12 protein-coding genes are annotated in these 18,556 nt (G+C 35.4%); 11 read left to right on the plus strand and 1 reads right to left on the minus strand.

Features of this window, described 5'->3' with window-relative positions:
* The 3 genes from G6554_RS17450 to G6554_RS17460 all read left to right on the plus strand — a co-directional run.
* A partial coding sequence (locus G6554_RS17450; protein WP_166244167.1) for a hypothetical protein occupies nucleotides 1-868 on the plus strand: 868 nt, incomplete at its 5' end.
* Between the two features lie 192 nt (nucleotides 869-1,060).
* Complete coding sequence (locus G6554_RS17455) at nucleotides 1,061-2,374, plus strand: MBL fold metallo-hydrolase (protein WP_166244169.1); 1,314 nt, start codon at nucleotides 1,061-1,063, stop codon at nucleotides 2,372-2,374.
* 1,442 nt (nucleotides 2,375-3,816) lie between these two features.
* Nucleotides 3,817-4,386, plus strand: a complete 570-nt coding sequence (locus tag G6554_RS17460; protein WP_166244171.1) for an SF0329 family protein — start codon at nucleotides 3,817-3,819, stop codon at nucleotides 4,384-4,386.
* 113 nt (nucleotides 4,387-4,499) lie between these two features.
* On the opposite strand, the gene G6554_RS17465 is transcribed toward G6554_RS17460, so the two are convergent.
* Nucleotides 4,500-6,206 carry an IS200/IS605 family accessory protein TnpB-related protein gene (locus G6554_RS17465; RefSeq protein WP_166244173.1) on the minus strand — a complete coding sequence of 569 codons (1,707 nt, stop codon included), beginning with the start codon at nucleotides 6,204-6,206 and terminating at the stop codon, nucleotides 4,500-4,502.
* Between the two features lie 542 nt (nucleotides 6,207-6,748).
* Here G6554_RS17465 and G6554_RS17470 point away from each other — a divergent pair.
* The 8 genes from G6554_RS17470 to G6554_RS17505 all read left to right on the plus strand — a co-directional run bounded on the left by G6554_RS17470 (nucleotide 6,749) and on the right by G6554_RS17505 (nucleotide 17,900).
* The gene (locus tag G6554_RS17470; protein WP_166244175.1) at nucleotides 6,749-7,456 is read left to right on the plus strand and encodes an SH3 domain-containing protein; all 708 of its coding nucleotides are present in this window, start codon (nucleotides 6,749-6,751) and stop codon (nucleotides 7,454-7,456) included.
* 650 nt (nucleotides 7,457-8,106) lie between these two features.
* Complete coding sequence (locus G6554_RS17475) at nucleotides 8,107-8,400, plus strand: hypothetical protein (protein WP_166244177.1); 294 nt, start codon at nucleotides 8,107-8,109, stop codon at nucleotides 8,398-8,400.
* A gap of 640 nt (nucleotides 8,401-9,040) precedes the next feature.
* A complete protein-coding gene (locus G6554_RS17480) occupies nucleotides 9,041-9,718 on the plus strand; it encodes an LbetaH domain-containing protein (protein WP_166244179.1) in 678 nt (225 codons plus the stop codon).
* Nucleotides 9,719-10,742: 1,024 nt separating this feature from the next.
* Nucleotides 10,743-12,335, plus strand: a complete 1,593-nt coding sequence (locus G6554_RS17485) for a PucR family transcriptional regulator (protein ID WP_166244181.1) — start codon at nucleotides 10,743-10,745, stop codon at nucleotides 12,333-12,335.
* 125 nt (nucleotides 12,336-12,460) lie between these two features.
* Nucleotides 12,461-13,729, plus strand: a complete 1,269-nt coding sequence (locus tag G6554_RS17490; protein ID WP_166244183.1) for a cytosine permease — start codon at nucleotides 12,461-12,463, stop codon at nucleotides 13,727-13,729.
* Nucleotides 13,726-14,829 (plus strand): DUF917 domain-containing protein, encoded by a 1,104-nt coding sequence (locus G6554_RS17495; protein WP_166244185.1) that lies wholly within the window; start codon nucleotides 13,726-13,728, stop codon nucleotides 14,827-14,829. The genes G6554_RS17490 and G6554_RS17495 overlap by 4 nt, the downstream gene beginning before the upstream one ends.
* Nucleotides 14,822-16,372, plus strand: coding sequence for a hydantoinase/oxoprolinase N-terminal domain-containing protein (locus G6554_RS17500; protein ID WP_166244187.1), 1,551 nt, complete (start codon nucleotides 14,822-14,824; stop codon nucleotides 16,370-16,372). The genes G6554_RS17495 and G6554_RS17500 overlap by 8 nt, the downstream gene beginning before the upstream one ends.
* Nucleotides 16,373-17,606: 1,234 nt before the next feature.
* On the plus strand, nucleotides 17,607-17,900 hold the full coding sequence (locus tag G6554_RS17505; RefSeq protein WP_166244189.1) for a hypothetical protein: 294 nt from the start codon (nucleotides 17,607-17,609) through the stop codon (nucleotides 17,898-17,900).
* The last annotated feature ends 656 nt before the right edge of the window (nucleotides 17,901-18,556 follow it).

Genomic DNA, 18,556 nt, shown 5'->3' on the forward strand with positions numbered 1-18,556 from the left:
AGAATTAAATAATGAAGATCAATATAGGTTGGTGATTCCTGGTGAATATATTGAAAAATTGAAAGAAGGATCAAGTTTCTTACAGGAGACTGAAAATGGGAATTATTATCCTACTATAGTCAATGCCATCACGAATAAATATGAAAAACACGTAGAGATACAAAAGGTTGGTAAAAATTTAATAAGTTCACTTGATAAAATGGCAGTACAACAAATGCTTACAGAAATTATGGTTCAATTGGACTTGATCAACGAAAAGATTACTAGGGTTTTAAAGGGTCAACAGAATGATAGAATAGCCCTTGCTAATAGTGCTAACCAACAATTAATTGAAGCGATTAATATAGAAGATAAAACATTAAAGCGAATGCTATTAGTAAATGTAATTAAAACTGCCAATGATGCAAGGGAGCAGTTAATACAGCATTTTAAAGATGATATTGATTTCCTAAAACAGTTACCTGATTCCAATGAAGATTTTAAGATAATTTTAGAACAGATACGAAATAAAAAGTTTAAAAGTGAAGTTGAACAGAGAATTTTTGAGTTATATAGGTGTTACGAATCAATTAACTTTACTTCAGGTGTCCTAATGTATGCATATTATGAATTAGAGCAAAAACAAAATATCCCAGTAAGTCTTTCCCCATATGAAACTTTACTAACAAATATTATAAAAGAAAAAGGACTTTTACAAAAAATTCACAGCTATAATAATATTGAGCACCATTCAACTATCTGGATCGAACATCCCAATGAGATGCTGAACAAACTGAAGAGTACAAATGCTTTAATAAATTCTAATAAATACGAACCAATAAAAATTGAATTCACAAAAGAAGATATCATGTTTTTAGAGGAGGTATAGTGCATGAGGGGGAATCAATGTAAAAAATGTAAGAAACCCTTGGTAGAACATGAGAAGAAACTTTGTGGGAATTGCCGTTTAAAAAGAAATCAAAAAATTATTAATGGGATAAAAGGGGGAGCAGGAGTGGCTGCTTCAGTTTTGTTAATGGTAATTAAAAGAAAAAGTAAATAACTAGGGTGTAAGGGTAAAATGAAATTAGTCAAAATTAAACCTCATAATAAAAGTAGATTAAGGAAAAAAATTAAGAAAAAGCTATTATATTTTATTCATGATATTACTCAAATATACGATGAGGAAGGAAGGCAACTTCAAAAAGTTGTAGTAGTTCTGTTTAGAATATTTGAGAAAAAAGAAAATAGTTCAGTTGAAGATAGTACGCCAGAGATTGTAGATTTTACTCTTGATTATACTCAAATAACTGGCAATTATGAGGGTCAATTTGTTTATGTTATTCAAAAAGCAAATGGAGATATTAGACTCACTTCTGCAGGAAATGACTATAGGGCACGCCAACATACACTTATAAATAATAGGTTAAGGGCAAGTCTATATAATGGTGAAACTGACAGTGAACAATTTAATTACACGTCGCAAGAGTTTTCGAAACTATATTCTTATCATGTTAATGTGGGGCATGGTAACTGTAGCTTTATAGTTTTCAAACGTAATCAAGATGTTAATATCTGGTGTATTGATTGCTCGGATTGGGATTATCGAAATAAGATATCTTATTTCGATAATATTGAGTCATGCTTGGAGCAGATTAAGATTGATTTTGAAATAAACGAGATTAAAATCAATAAATTTTTCTTAACCCATTCTCATTTCGACCATTTCAGTGGACTTGAAAGATTGATAAAGTTATATGCAACAATAAATGCTGAAGTTTGGTTCAATCCTTATTATTCCTTCAGTTCCACTAGATATAATAAACTATTAAATACTATTAATGATGGAGTTAAAAATAATACTCTAAAGGTTGTAATATCACATCCTTCAAACATGACTTCAAACATAGGTATTCTAAACAATAATCATTATATTGTTAGAACTAAAACAACTTCTTTAGCAAGTGGTACTTATACAATACAAGGAAAAGTTAATGACTCTTCGATAGTGTATAAATTTAGTTTTGGTGAAAAGTCTATTGTCTTCCCAGGGGATATTGAAAAAAATGGATGGAATCAATTAAATGATTGTTTACCTTACTTATCTAATACTACATATTCCTGTATCTCGCATCATGGAAGTATGAATGGGCACATTCGAACTATATGCCCTGCATCTAATTTAATAAATGATGTGAATTTATGTAATTTAAAAGCGAAGATATTAATTATATTAGGACGAGATGGTGCATATCCGGGGATTATCAATACAAAGGTGATTAATGATTTAGGTTCGTCTCGAATCTATAGAACCGATGAAGATCAAAGTAAGAGGAAAAACCCTAACTTCTTTAGAATAAACTGGTTAAATGATACAGTGCAATATTTTTGGTGACAATTTAGAAATGTAGAAATGAATTATTTTACAGAAGAGGAAACAGAGATAGAAAACTGGATTGAGAACTTATTTAAGTTACATATTATAAAGTCTAGGTTATTATTTTATACTTTAATTATTCCTTGACTCGAAGTTCTCCATAGTAGTAATATTTCTAACATTTGTCTAGCGCAATCAAGTATAACCTGTAACATCTCGTTAAAGATGTTACAAATAGAAAATCCCAACACCTTTCTTTACCGCACTTTTGGAACACAAAATGAAAGATACTACAGTCTAGCATTATTTTGGGGCGGCATGATGTAATGACAGCTCAATCCCTTGATATATGAGGGGGTAGGTCGAAGAAATATAGTTTAGCTCTAGACGATGTTGCCGAACTAGTGATATCAAAAATTGATTTATAAGAAACTAAAACATGCTAACATTTTGCTAACGCAATCCAGTGAACACCGATAAAGTCCCATTAAAGATGTTACAGACATAAATTAACAAAACATTAATTTACTGCACTTTTCGCACTCAGAATGTAAGATATTACACACTCCCACCTTAGGGGCGGCATGATGTAAGACATTTCTTTAAACCCCTTGATAAAAGGGTTTAGAGGTAAGTGAATTACGTTTGACGACCAACTGACGACATTTGATCAAATTACGGAAGCTTTTCATTAGTTCACCGAACTTTTGAAAAGCTTCTTTTTCATTGTCTCTGATACAAACTGATTAACATTTTTAGTTGTTTTGTTGTCAACATGACCTAATCTATCAATGATTTTTTGTAAGCATCGTTCAAATCCATTCAATGAACTAACAAACCTCGCCCATTTTCCACAAGTTTCCCTTTTAATCAAACGTTTAATTAAAATGGCTACAACCCTTGATAAATAAGCGCCAGGCCCACCAGATACATAAATTAATTGTTGAAAAATGAAATGAAAATAGGATATAAATAGCATCTGAACCAATCTTGCCACTAAACGACAGCCATTCGACTAAATTCAGTATAGGCTATACTAATTAAACGTTTGATTGAAACAGCTGCATGTGTTGATCTATAAGACTCTCCCCTGCCAAGGTAAAAGGAAAATTGTCGAGTGCAATAAAGAATTTCGGAAAAAAATGTCCCAACTCTCCACAAAATCAGATGGGTTTCTCTTGAACTTACATCAGCCATTTATATTGAAGGGGAAAGGGGATATCGACACTCCGATACCATTCGCGTAACCAAGGATGGCTATGAAATGCTTACAACATTTCCTACTGATCTAGAAAATATGACTCTCACCAAATCGAACATATTGGCAAAGTTAAAAGGGAAGTTTATACAGAAGTATTTGAGGCTTTGATGTTAATGTTCGATGTGTTGGTTATTGTATTATAGATAATAGAACGACAGCCTCAATAAATATATATAACATAAAAGTTAAGGAGGACTACATGACCTGGAACAAATTGAAGCAAAATCTGGAGAGTTTTCTCTGTCCTGCATTATATGGAAGGGTTGAATACCGTGCAACAAGCTACCGTTATTTACCTGATAAAGCAGGAAATTGTTATATTTTAGTAGATAAAAAGAATGTACTCAATATGAGTGACAGAACTACCTTTATCAGATGGTACCAGACGGAGCTGGAAATTAAGAATGATTCTGATATCCAAATTCCTATCAACAATGAGGAAATTGAAGCCGTAAGAAAGGAAACCAAGGGGATCGTTCCTGAGGATCGTCTACAAGTAATGGCTAGGGGTAGAAAATTATCCAAAGTTGCAAAAGAGTTTTTTGCAGCACAGTCATCATTAAGTAAATCAAATTTTATTGATGTAGCTAATAAGTTTTTATCCACTTCTATAGAGGAAAGCCTTGAGAGCAATGATATCCTATTGAATATTCTAGCTTTGGTGGACCGACGGGTAGGAAAAAAACGAATTTTAAACATGACCGAGAAGATGAAGTTAAAGCATCCAATTGTGCAGTATTTTTATGAACTACGTCTTAGTACGTTATGATATTGAACTACCCGCCACTTAACATCCCTTAAGGGTTTTTTGAAGTGGGGGATTCTTTAAATAACAAGACATATATCATAGGACCTTAAGATATATGACCATCTCCCGTTCAACTAGGAGGCGGTTTTTCCACTTTTCAACTTCGACAAACCTTTTTGCTCCAAGTTTGTTAAAGTACCTTGAGCAAAGAATTCGTTCGTAGAACGAAACTTGTCTAGATCAAAAAGATCTGATTGATAGAACGCGCAAACACGAACATCTTTCAGGATTTTAGAAATATACGCCCACTGCGCCCAATGATGCATACCAATTATCTTCTCCGGTAAAAGTGCATGCAACACTGGTGGGAGTATCTCTTTAAAACCTAATGCCCTCCGGGCTATAACAAAACTAGCGGCTTCATGAATGGATATTCCACAGCGCTTCATGAATTTCATTTTTCCGATTTGACTTGTGTATGCAGGGTTTACTTCAAAAACTTCCACCCCCATTTTTTCAGCTCTTGATTCAATGGCAGAAATCATTTTGTTATAGGCAAACATAGACATCATCATGTTTCCCTTCTTATTGCCATAAGCACTTGAAACTTTTGATTTAGTCGTATCTAATTTTTCAAGTGCAATCGGTTTGTTTACGCGACAAGCGGCGTTTACCACTTCTATCGCTTCAGCTTCAATAACTTTCGTAATTTGATTGGATGATTTTCCTAGAATCTCAAATTTTAGCGACCATGAAGAAAGAAGTTGACCCTTATTGTTCACATTGGAAATGGCAAAATGGTCAACGTTACAATCTATACCAATAATTCCGTCCGCTTTAGAATAATTTATAAATTCATTTTTTTCTTCATTAATAATGCATTTAAATATGTAATATTCGCCTTGATCTTCGATCGACCAAGCGATTGGTTTTCCGCATTGCTTTTTATTTTTGCAATTCTTTTGTATAGAAATTGCTGCTTCCACTTTTTCTTGTCCATAGGGGAAAGAAATTTCTTTGACTTCAACTAAAACACCTGAAGGAGTTTTATAGATTAAGGAGTGGTTTTCAAAATCGTAGTTAAAAACAAAGTTTCCAGAAGCAGCATCCTTCCGTCCGGATATAACCATTGTCTTGTATCGAGAATCGTTCCATTTTTTTGTCCATTTTTCGTGATTACTCTTATAGATATCCATGGTGTATTGTGATTTAAATAAATTCTTGGTACCAAAAACAACGCTTGAAATTACTGATTTCAAACGTTTTAATTGTTCCTCAAACTTATGTAACTTGAAAGTCAAAAAACCGATTTTAGTTTTTGTCCGATTAACCTGAATATCCAAATAAGCATGCTCAAATTGATAAGCATGATAATAGATATCTGTTTTCTTTTTAAATTGCACCACAAAATAATTCCCTAATTTTTGTTCTCTAGATTTTTGAGGGAAGGATGGTTTTCCGTTAACAAAACTTGATTTCATTTTTTTCAACTTACTAAGTTTTGTTTTTTCACTTTTTAGCTTTTTTTTAACGGACTTAATCTGTTCTTCTTTATTTGAAATGTAGAGCATGTTTAACTCTGTCAAAGACTTTTGTTTTGCATTTGCTTCTTGAAGGGCGCTATTTGCAAAATAATCATCAAGTTGAAATTTTTCCCTTATTGTGAGGTGAAGGGATTTAGTACGTTTGCTTTTTCCTGACCTCTTCTCTTTTACTAAAGTGTTTAATGAAAAATGTTTAGCTTTATTGAACAAAAAAAGGGCATGATTGGTAGCGTTAACAAACATTTTATCCAATGTGTTTTTATATACACGATTTGTAAAGTATGCTTTTGTGCTCATTTGTCATGCTCCTTTGAAAATCATTTATATATTCTATTATATCAGAATGTATGTTCGATTACCAGCAAAACCTCTCCTTCGGAGAGGCGATTCATCCCCTCCCTACTCATTGGGCTTCGCCCTTCACACTCCTTGAGGAAGGGGTCTTCTCGCCCCAAACGATAAACAGTTTTTACCGTCATAGGTGTCCTCTTTTATTTCCAAGTTAGTTTTTCTCTTTTGTAATAATAGTATAAACAGTAATTGTAAATGTCATTGGTAGCAGTTTTAGAGTAGCTTTGAGTTAGCTAAGATTTTACGTGACAAGGAGTTAGGCCGTGAACTTAAGCATGCGTATAGGTTAGCGATATCGATGATTTATCAGATGTATCAGATGTATCAGGTGGCGATACGCTGCTCATAACTATCGATATTGCTATAGGTTATATAAAGAATCCCCTAAGAAAGGGCTGGTTGGCTCTTTAGTTACTTCGTATCGCTTGGCGATATAACTTGCAAATAAATCTAAAAGCCTTCATATTTAATAGAAAAGGAGGTACGATATGCGACGTGATATACAACCGAATGAACGAGCTTTCTCTTCCAAGGAAGCGGCAGAAGAAGTTGGGATTGCAACTCCCACTGTTCGAAAGTATGGCCAAATCTTAGAGCGGAATGGATATGAGTTTTTAAAAGATGGCGATCGACGTATCTTTGTTCAATCTGACATCGTAGCGCTTATAGCGCTACGCGATACGGACAAGCCACTAGACGATACAGCTAAAGACCTTGTGCTTCAACAGAAAGAGAGAATAGAAGAATCAAATGAAACAGGCGTAGCGGTACCCGATATATATGAAAACTTACCTCAAGACCCCAATCAATTAAAAGAAGTGTTAAAGTTTTTAGTCAATGAACTCGCAGCGACACGTGAAATGAATGTCCAACTGACAGACGATATGTCGCAGCTTAAAACATCGGTATCCCGACTTCAGCAAGATCACCATGTTATAAGTTCTAGTATTGCAAATTCAGCCCAAAAAACTAATACTAAAATTGAAAAATTAACTGAACAACAAAATACCCATTACGAAACATTGTTGCAACAAGAAAAACAAAAAAGTGAACTCTTACAAAGAGAAATACAAAATTTGCGGGACGAGCAAAAAAAGGAATGGGGTTCACAAAATGATTTTAATAAACGTTTAGAGGATGCGATACAAAGACCTAAAGAAAAATGGGGTGGACTTTTCTCCCTATTCCGAAAATAAGGTGCCTGTTTAAGTTGATTGGCACTATTTTGTCTTTCGTATCGCTGGGCGATATAACTTGTACATAAAACCGATACCGTTACCTGATACGGATGAAAATTTACTCCAAGACCCCATTTAATTGGAGGGAATGATATGAGCTTTTAAAGATGGGGGATTGGCGTATCATTGTTCAATCCGACATCTGACATATTAATTTCTCAATTGCCCTCTTTACGATGTTCAAAGTGGTGACTTTCCATTAAGTGTTAATAGTTATCTAAACCCAAGGAAATAAGATTCACCATTTTTCAAATTTCAACAAAATTCCCGGGAAATATCTACAAATTCTGAGTAAGTGTCCGACAAAATATCTTTAGTAGAATTCCATTTCAGATTCGGTGCCTGACACCCGGCACGGTAATGCTTTAATACAGTGGGAGTCAGGCATTTGAAGATAAGAGAATCCGAGAAGAAAGACCCATCGAATCAGCATTCTGCTGGCATCAAGTGTAATATATTTAACCCTAATTATTGGACTTCGTTAGCAAAATGTTAGCATGTTGTTAGGAGTCATATTCACTTGTTTCTTTGCCTTTTTTTGTGTTCTATTTAAAATAGGTGTATATTTATTTATAATTTTCGTATTAGGTTGGAGAGGGAATTTTGGCATGATTAATAACGCAGATGTTATAGAGAGATTGGGTTCACTGGTTGGGAGGGAACTGACAAATGTTACTCTTCACGAAGTGATTTTTTGTGAAGATAAACATAAGAAAATTCTAGTTCGATTTAACCTTGGTAAACATACCTATATTCATTATAAGATTAATAAACAAAACTCAGATTCATATGCTGACATTTTGATTTCAGGTAATCCGAATACTTTTCGAATTGGTGTAGAAGAGAAGGATGGAAATATCATTGTGATTTCCGCCCCGAGGGTCTCTTATCAATATTTATAGCTAGCAAAAGCCGTTTTCCATATCGGAGAGCGGCTTTTTTCACTAAGGTAATAAGAGTTTTGTCGGCTTGGATATAGAAGGCTTAAAAAACCTCATTTACTTATGGTAATTGATGTAATTAGGGGGTAAAAACCTTATTATATCAACTTTTTAGGATGGTTTGATATATTTTTGTGTGCAGGTTTGTGTGCATCCTTCAAAATACTGCAAACCTTGACGAAGATTAGAGAAGGCCTTTGATTAGTTCACTGAACTTATGGGAGGTCTTTTTTTTCATGCTTTGGGTAACGTGAGTATAGGTTACTGTTGTTGCTTTTGGACAGTGTGGCCTAGCTGTTCCATCCTACTTTTGGTTTGGCTCCTGCTTCAAACATTAATGATGCAGGGGTATGCCGGAAAGAATAAGGCGTAATATTTTTTGTAATCCCTGCTTTTTAGCAGACGGTGAAGCCTGGTTTCAAAAACCTTTCTAAATTGCGATGCCCTTCTTCCCGAGCGAAAATGAACCCATTTGATTTCTGCTGTTATGTATAGGGATCGCTACCTAATATTATTATTTTTTTATGAATATCCAATCCTCACGCAATTTTCTTCCATAATATAATTATATGCCAATAGATTGTGTGAAGGTGGTGATTACTTGGTAGAAAAAAAAGGATCAAACTCATCTTCTTATAACCATTCCCACTGTTTTGAACCATTCATTAGTCCCAACCCTATAACTTCATTTAATTCTGTTCAACGTTTTCCTAAAATTGATAAATCGGCATTTGTAAGTCAGTTTTCTAGTGTCATAGGTGATGTTACCATTAGAAACAATGTTTATGTAGCTCCTAATGTAAGTATACGTGCAGATGAAGGAACCCCTTTTTATATAGGCTCTAATACAAATATCCAAGACGGAGTAATTTTACATGGTTTATTAAATAAAAGAATTTCAGTTGGAGGAAAAAGGTATTCTATATTCATTGGAAATAAGGTGACCATCGCTCATGGTGCCCTTGTCCATGGCCCTTGTTATATCGGAGACAAAGTATTTGTTGGTTTTAATGCCATTGTTTATAATGCAATTGTCGGGAAAGGCTCATTTATTTCTTATAATGCAGTAGTAACAAATGGTGTTCGAATTCCACCCAATAGATTTGTGCCACCTGGAGCTAATATTGATTCACAAGGGAAGGCGGACTCACTTTCACCAGTCCCAGAAGATAGCGAGGAATTTGCACGTGAAGTTCAACGTGTCAATCAGGAATTCCCCGCATCTTATCATTTGTTATTTGGGAAAAATCGTTGTTCCTGTGGAATTGCCTATGACTAACATTAAAATGTGAAATAATTGAGCATTTTATTACTAAAAACAAATTTAATAGAGAAGGTCTTTCATTGGTTTATGAACTGGTGGGGGCCTTTTCTTCTTTGGTGATGGTGTATGAGCATAAACATCATAGTTATATTCATGCTGTATGTCCTAAACTCTCCTGTATCTCTCCTACACCTGCTTCAATCGAAAGGGACAAGTGTTACAAATGATTATTACAAAAGAATAAATCATAAAAACAGCTGTACACATAGTTTGTAATTAGGTAATTACCTAATTTTATTAATTTTGGTAAAGAATGATTAATTCTGTATAAATCTAATTTAAAATAAAAGTCGTAGAATTTAATAGTATTGAGGAAAGTTCCTATACAAAGGAAAAAAGAGTTCAGATAAGAGTAATAAAGTAATACAGGTAAAGCGACCGATAAGTAATAAGTTGATGGTTCTGATCCAAGTCTATTATGATAAGTTTCAATTCGATCAACATAAGCTGGATGCTTGGCATAGGGTTCTGCAAAAAAATTCATACGATCAAGTACATGAGAATCATAATATTTTTGTATCATAGATTTTGTTTCACAATCGTACCACCTGTATAGAAATGGAAGATTTGTATTTCGACAATAAATTTTCCTGCAAAACAGGTAAAGGCGCTTTATAAAGGGTTTACAGCACTTTTAATCAAACGTTTAATTAGTTAAATTAGTTTTAATCAAACAATTGATTAGAAAGGCTATAAAAGCTGTCAAACCTATATTTCATCCACCAAAGTATCAAAAATATTGTCGAGAAGAGGATCTGGCAAAAATGTTGGAAAGCTTTTTTAGAAGATTTCAGTTATTTTTGAAGCATTTGATAAAGCGTATACAATAGAAGATTATCGTGATTCTATTACCTAGTTGAACTTGAAGTGGAAGATTTGAGTGAACTTCCGGAACGCTTCTTTTTTCATTTCCTGCGTTATAATAGAGAAATAGAGTTGCTTAGCTAAAAAGGGAGAATAGGAAGAAGGGGTGAGTCAAATGGGGGTAACGGTAAAAGATATCTTACAATTGCCATCCTTAAGGGGAGCAGAGGTATTAACGGGCAAGAATAATTTAAATCGAACTGTCTCATCTTTATCTGTATTAGAGGTTTCTAATTTTGATTTTTTCTCTAAGGCCAATCAAGCTGTCCAGGAAGAGTGGTATGCTGAAGAGCTTGTTATCAGCTCTTTTTATTCCATTAAAGATAGTGTGGAAAAACAATGTGAAACCATTCAGCACTTACATGATCTGGGGGAATTAGGCTTAATTTTATATTATGTGGGAATTATCATGCCGGAAATACCAGAAGAGGTTCTGCAATTAGCAGACTCTCAAGATTTTATCATCATTTGTATGCCCAAACATGATTATTCTCTTCGCTATAATGAGGTAATCTATGAAGTGATGGAAACGATTGTAAGCAATCAGACAGTTAATGATCATTTTGTGAAGGAAGCTTTGGAAAAGGTATCCTTGTTGCCAGAACATATGCGGAGCGTGGAAATTACCCTTAAATTGTTATCGGATCGCCTAAAAGCGAATATCCTGCTGACTAATGTACATTTTGACATTGTGAATCAAATCATGTGGCCTCGTAATTCATCTTTAGATGTATTGAAAGTGATCAGGGAGTGTTCACAAGATATGGTGAATGGAAGGCCGGTAAAACAAGAGGTAGATAGTAATACCTTATCATGCTTTGTGGAATACAAAAGTATTCAGCAAAAAAATGGAGAGCTTCTTAATCTATTTGTTATTAAAGAAAATACTAAATTACCAGCTAAGGTGATTGATAAAATTAGTGAAGTGGTACAAGTAGCCATTAATCTATGGGGAGACAAGCATGATGAGGTTAGTGAATATGCATTGGTAAAAGCGATTATTAATGATGAAAGTGATAAAATGCGAAGGCTGGCGAATCTCCTCACTATTGATGTATCTGCTATTCAAATGATGTGGTTAGTGTATATTAACGATTTGTCCGATGAAAAGAGTATTAGAGATGAGCTGGAGGAGGAGCTTTCAAAGTATTATAAAACGGCAGTTATTCAAACGATTGATCATTGTATTATCGTCCTTCTAGGGAATTACTTATATAAAGATCCGGAGCTTGAGATTGCGGCTGAGTTTATCGAAACAACGAATTATTACGCTCAAATATCAGAAATGGTGTATGCACCGAAAATGAGAAATACGCAAGATGTACGTCGAATGTATCAGTTGGTAAACAAAGTAGGGAAGAAAGTTCATACCATTTACCCGATGCGTAAATTGTATACAACAGCGGAAGTCAGATCCATGGATAGAGCCATCGATTTCAGTAAACAAGGGGAGGAAAAAATAGAGGAATGGTTGTCAATCATTTCTCCCATTTTAAATGATGAAGAATCTTTGAGGACATTAATGACCTTTCTGTTAGATGCAAAGGGAAATTTTGATGAGTGTGGAAAACTTCTTTTTATCCACAAAAATACTGTGAAGTATCGAATTAGAAAAATCAGCGAATTGATTGGATGCGATGTAACGGCCTATTCCGAATTTTATGATGTCTATATAGCCTGTATGATTTACCGATTGGTTAATAACTAGAAAAATCTGAATCCTTGTCAAAATAGACAAAAATTCAGATTTTTTTTTTTCCTTTTGAAAAAGACTTACCACTATTCTTTCTTTTATAATTAAAAAAATTAATCAGGAACAAGGGAGGAAGCAATATGAGAAGTGATGGAGAATATCAGTCGTGGTATAGTTTGGGAATTATCTGGGCAGGTGCAATGATTTGTATACCAAGTTTGTTAGTAGGGAATGCACTTATTTCAGGTATGAGCTTACCGAAAGCATTGCTCGTTACTTTTGTTGGATATTCCATTGTAGTAATCCTTATGATTTTGCAGGGGATTCAAAGCAGTGATTTAGGAAAACCGACTGTTCAAGTCGCTGGACATGTGTTTGGAAAAAAGGGATCTCGAACGATATTATCGATTATTTTAGCCATTGCTTGCTTAGGTTGGTTTGGTATCCAAGCCAATGTTTGCGGAGCCGCGTTAGCTAGTTTGTTAGCTGCGTATGAGATTAGTGTTCCTGTCCCATTTGCTTCATTCATTTGTGGTTTGGTAATGGTGGTTTCCGCCATTTACGGAATCAAAGTGTTGCGCGTCTTAAGTTATATTGCCGTTCCTTTATTGGTTGTCATTTGTGTATATGGTTTAATTCAAACGTTGACTGGAGGGAATTTACAGGCTATTCAGAACTACGAACCTAAAGGCAATATGAGTTTTATGGACGGACTTGCGGTTACGATTGGTTCGTTTGCATTGGGTGCCGTAATAGCTGGTGATTATTCTCAATTTTCTAAAAAGCGTTCAGATGTTTTGAAAGCTGCAACCTTTGGAATCATCCCCACTGGAGTGCTAATGATTGGTGTAGGGGCAGTTTTAACGATTGCTTATCAAACAAGTGATATCACGGGCATCTTTCTAAAAATTGCCACTCCCTTTATTGGTGGTGTTGCTTTGATTTTAGCAACGTGGAAAACAAATCTAGTGAATGCCATTTCTGGTGGAATTGCGTTGATTAATGTTTTTAAAGTTTCTAAGGAAAAGGAAAAATTGGCCGTCGGTATTGCTGGAACAATTGGGACATTGTTGGCAGTGGTTGGGATATTAAATTACTTTACACCGATTATGTCTATTTTATCAGCCATGATTCCGCCAGTAGCGGGTGTAATGATCGCATCTTATTGGGTGATGAATAAAGGCGATAAATATAGCTGGAGGGAAATGGAAGGCGTCAATTGGTTAGGTGTTTTTTCATGGCTGGTAGGGGCTGTCATTGCAAGTATTCCTGTTGTGTTATCCTTTTTCCCAAGCTTACCCCATGTCTCTAATCAGCCCTTGATCGGAATTATCATTTCATTTGTTATATATTTTGCCGGGCACCGAATTGCCGCCCAAAAGACTGTCATATTGGAGGAAAATAGATGAGATATTTAGATAAAGAATCCATTGAAAATATTGCGATTGGAGCTGCCTTTTTAGGAACAGGCGGTGGGGGAGATCCTTATATTGGGAAATTGATGGCTCTTTCCGCCATTGAAAAAAATGGACCGGTCAGATTATATTCCGTAGATGAAATGGAAGATGAGGACTTCTTCATTCCGGCTGCTATGATGGGGGCGCCCTCTGTTTTAGTCGAGAAATTCCCAAAAGGTGATGAGTTTGTTAAGGTTTTCCAAAAATTAGCACGGTATTTAGGGAAAGAAAAAATCGCAGGAACCTATCCAATGGAGGCAGGCGGGGTGAATTCAATGATCCCCATTGTGGTGGCGGCACAACTGAATTTACCGTTGATTGACTGTGATGGTATGGGACGTGCCTTCCCAGAATTGCAAATGGTGACATTTAACCTGGATGGCATTTCGGCGACACCGATGGCTATAACGGATGAAAAAGGCAATATCGGGATCTTTGAAACGATTGATAATAAATGGACAGAGCGCTTAGCTCGGACAGCGACTGTGGAGATGGGGGCAAGTTCCTTAGTTAGTTTGTATCCAACGACTGGAGCTCAACTCAAGAAGAGCGGGGTCCATCATATCATTACCCTTTCTGAAAAGATTGGCGAAATTATTTCTTCAAAAGGCAAGGAAGTGAAAGAAAAACTTCAAGAATTGTTAGAACTAGTATCTGGTTATGAATTATTTGAAGGTAAAATTGTCGATGTTATTCGCGAAACGAAGGGTGGATTTAACCTTGGGAAAATGATTCTTGAAGGAATCAATGTGAATAAAGACGAAAAGATGAAGGTCCATTTTCAAAATGAAAATCTACTTGCTGAAAAGAATGATCAGGTCGTCGCGATGACCCCGGATTTACTTTGTCTAGTGGATTATGAAACATTATTACCCGTTACAACTGAAAGTTTAAAATATGGAAAACGTGTACGCGTGATTGGATTGCCGGCACATCCTAAATGGAGGACTGCAAAAGGAATCGAAATAGCAGGTCCTAAATATTTTGGATATGATTACGATTATGTTCCAATTGAGGAATTGGTTAAAAAGGCGGTTGTTGAACATGTATAGAATTGGAATTGATGTTGGTGGAACAAATACAGATGCAATTATTTTAGATGAAAATCGTAACCTCATTCATAGTGTGAAATCTCCAACAAGTTTAGATATTAAAACTGGGATTGAAAGGGCGCTACGGGAATTAATAGATGAAAGTGGGATTGATCGGACGAAAATCACGCATGCGATGTTAGGGACAACCCAATGTACAAATGCGATTGTCGAACGGAAAAAATTAGCCCGCGTTGGTGTTATTCGCTTAGGATACCCTGCTACTGCCTCTGTCCTCCCTTACACTGCCTGGCCGGAAGATATAGTTGAAAAACTATCAGGGAACTATGCGCTTGTTCACGGCGGTTATGAATATGATGGTCAAGTATTGGGAGAACTTGATGAAGATGAAATTAAAACACTTTTAGAAGAATGGCAAGATAAAGTAGAGTCAATTGCTGTTGTTGGCGTTTTTTCCTCTATCAAAAATGATCAAGAACTCAGGGTTCGAGATCTTATCCAAAAAGTATATGGTGCAGAATTTCCTGTTTCATGCTCTTCATTGATTGGTTCTATCGGTTTAATCGAACGCGAAAATGCGACGATTTTAAATGCGGCATTATGTAAAGTAATTGAAACGACCACAGAAGGGTTTGTTCATGCTTTGGAAGAGGAAGGCATTTCGGGTGTGGAAGTATATTTATGTCAGAATGACGGAACGTTGATGTCGATCGAATATGCTAAACATTTCCCTATACTCACGATAGCATGCGGACCAACGAATAGTATACGAGGTGCTTCTTATTTAGCAGAGATCAAAGACACGATGGTTCTTGATGTAGGAGGCACGACTTCTGATATTGGGGTCTTACAAGACGGATTTCCAAGAGAGTCTTCTGTAGCTGTCGAAGTAGGGGATATCCGGACAAATTTTAGAATGCCAGATATTATTTCTGTTGGACTGGGTGGGGGAAGTATTGTTCGAGTGGATAACGGTAAGATTACGGTGGGGCCTGATAGTGTAGGATACAAGATTGTTCAAGAAGCACTTGTCTTTGGCGGGAATACACTTACTGCAACAGACATCGCTGTTCGTCTTGGGTTAGCTGATGTTGGTGATAAGAGATTAGTAGCACATATTGATGAAGAGTTTGCTAAGGAAGTACAATTGCAAGTTTCCATTCTACTTGAACAAGCAATTGATAAAATGAAAACTTCTTCAGAAGATGTTCAACTCGTTATCGTTGGTGGAGGCAGTATTATTGTTCCAGATACGATTCGCGGGGTATCCCATATTCTTAAGGCTGAGCACGGGGGTGTAGCAAATGCGATTGGTGCATCGATTGCTCAAATAAGTGGGCAGTATGAACAGATCTATATCTATTCTAAAGAACCACGTGAGGAATCAATGAAAGATGCCCAAGAAAAGGCAGTGCGCCAAGCGGTTCTAGCTGGAGCCGTTTCTAGTACGATTGAATTAGTTGAAGTGGAAGAAACTCCACTAGCTTATCATCCAGAAAATGCAACAAGATTAAGAGTAAAGGTTGTTGGAAAAATGGAATAAAAGCATACTTACGAATGGGATGCTGCCATTTTGCTAACACAACCTAACCTCATCCCGTATTAATTAATATGATTTTCTGAGAGGTCTTTTATTAAGTTGCCGAACTTATAGGAGGCCTCTTTCTTTATATATTTGAGGAGTATTTTCTTCAAATGTGTCTAAGACTCTTTTTGCATTAGCCCAAAAGGGATAATGGGGAGGAACCAATCGCTAAATTCTTGCCAAAAAGATCGCAGGAGAACTTTATATTTGTTATTACATACGAAGTGCTTGCTTCCTTCTTTAGTGACTGGCTTAGTAGGAAAATTGCTAAAGAAGCTTATACTTGTGAAATTGTCTCCTTCTTATTACATTGCAGCTGCGGAGCAGAATAGATCTTTTTTCAGTCATCTCAATTTCCAGCGCATTTCGAAATGATTATTCTCCTAATACAATTCATTACATGGAAAACCACTTACTGAATTTTTCCTATTAAACTTTTAATTCTTAATAATAAAATGATTTAACTAATATTGTAAAAAAAGATATTTACTTCCTATAGTATCTAAATTACAATTGTGTTGAAAAAAGGAAAAGTTTGTACAGAATTTGTTTGCACTTCGCTACTCAACTGTCATGACTAAGGAGGAGTTGAACACCAACTTTTCACTTACATGGCAGGCTTTAGTTATGTATCCCGTTTTCTTGATTGGTTTCGTTCCAATCGAGTACTCATTAACTCAAAAAGGCGATAAAAAAGCTAATGACAATTGAAACAGTTGTCATTCTTTTTAATTACGCCCTAATCATTATCAGCATTGTTGTTATTCATGAAGCAATTCATTGGGCTTCCGCCCTATTGTTCCGTAGAGACCCCACTCTCAAATTTTAACGTTTGATTACACCAGTCATCACCTACAATAATAATCAATCGGATATACAAAACTTGATTATTTCAGCTTCAGCTCCCGTAATTCTTTTCACTGTAGGTCTTTTGATTGAAGGTGATAGTGGGACGCTCGTTTTGATTAAACTAATGTGCGTGGCTAATTTTTTTAATTTACTACCGATAACGACAGATGGCCAAATGAAATTGTTATCGCTACTCAACATGCTAAAGAAAAGGCAAACATGAAATCAATTGTCAGTTTACACTCTCGTGTTTTCTTGATAAATCAGTGTAAGGCTTTCCACCCTGACCAATTGTAATACATATTTTTTAGCTGCAATTAAAATATCAAAGGAGATGTATAACATGGAACTAGTAATGCCAGGTCTTTATGTAGAAATTCGAGAAGAAATGATGTATTTGGATGGTGGAATGTCAACAAAGGATAAGGCTGCAATTATTGCAATAGCTATTGCTGGAGGAGTAGCTTTAACAATTGCAATTGCTTATGGTCAGTTTGCTCCCAGTGCTAGGATTATGGGGTACACCATGAAGCAATTTGTAAGAAAACTTGGTGCTGCGAGAGTTGCAACAGTTGTAGCCGGGTCTTTAGGAGTTTCGTATACAGCAACACTAGCAGTTGTAAAATTTTTGGTGTAGTTGTAAAGAACTCTATGAAAAATAAAATTAGATTTGTAATGAATATCATTATAGTAATAACATATATCATTGTTTCCAGTTTTGTCTTAGTTCTTTACGCTATTAAAGATGCTTTGTCAGAGGTTTATATGGCTTTTCTCCCGCTGGGTATTTCTTCTATAGCTTGTATTGTATTAAATACAATTAGTAAAAAGGAAGATACTAATGAAAAATAGTATTCAGAAAATAATCTTGATATTTGATCTTTAGCAGAGAAAAGATTTCGATCTCTCTGTAGATTAAAGGAACTGTAAAAGTGAAGAGAAGTACCTAAAAATTGGTACTTCTCTTTTTGAATATTATTTAGTAAAAAATATGGTTCTGATGCAAAAAAACAAACAGATTTAGATATACTGATATTATTAATCTAAAAACGGTGTTTACCGGTATGAAAAGGCAAATAGTTCAAATGGAAACATTAACAACCTACGGGCGGCATGATATAATTTGAACGCAAAAGACCACACTTGTCAAAATGATGACTGGGTGGTCTTTCTAAAATAACTCCCTATCAAAACGGCTGAATCCCATTTATAAAATTTGCTTATCAAGACTTTTTGGATGACAGACGTTTCAAGAACACGACTAGGACAAACATAAAAAATTATGAAATGCTA

The sequence above is a fragment of the Bacillus sp. MM2020_4 genome, assembly GCF_011250555.1.
Classification (GTDB): domain Bacteria; phylum Bacillota; class Bacilli; order Bacillales; family Cytobacillaceae; genus Neobacillus.

Bases quoted from the DNA above. Each gene is read 5' to 3' on its own strand.
- G6554_RS17455 (WP_166244169.1), top strand. From the start codon at position 1,061: ATGAAATTAGTCAAAATTAAACCTCATAATAAAAGTAGATTAAGGAAA.
- G6554_RS17460 (WP_166244171.1), top strand. From the start codon at position 3,817: ATGACCTGGAACAAATTGAAGCAAAATCTGGAGAGTTTTCTCTGTCCT.
- G6554_RS17465 (WP_166244173.1), bottom strand. From the start codon at position 6,206: ATGAGCACAAAAGCATACTTTACAAATCGTGTATATAAAAACACATTG.
- G6554_RS17470 (WP_166244175.1), top strand. From the start codon at position 6,749: ATGCGACGTGATATACAACCGAATGAACGAGCTTTCTCTTCCAAGGAA.
- G6554_RS17475 (WP_166244177.1), top strand. From the start codon at position 8,107: ATGATTAATAACGCAGATGTTATAGAGAGATTGGGTTCACTGGTTGGG.
- G6554_RS17485 (WP_166244181.1), top strand. From the start codon at position 10,743: ATGGGGGTAACGGTAAAAGATATCTTACAATTGCCATCCTTAAGGGGA.
- G6554_RS17490 (WP_166244183.1), top strand. From the start codon at position 12,461: ATGAGAAGTGATGGAGAATATCAGTCGTGGTATAGTTTGGGAATTATC.
- G6554_RS17495 (WP_166244185.1), top strand. From the start codon at position 13,726: ATGAGATATTTAGATAAAGAATCCATTGAAAATATTGCGATTGGAGCT.
- G6554_RS17500 (WP_166244187.1), top strand. From the start codon at position 14,822: ATGTATAGAATTGGAATTGATGTTGGTGGAACAAATACAGATGCAATT.
- G6554_RS17505 (WP_166244189.1), top strand. From the start codon at position 17,607: ATGGAACTAGTAATGCCAGGTCTTTATGTAGAAATTCGAGAAGAAATG.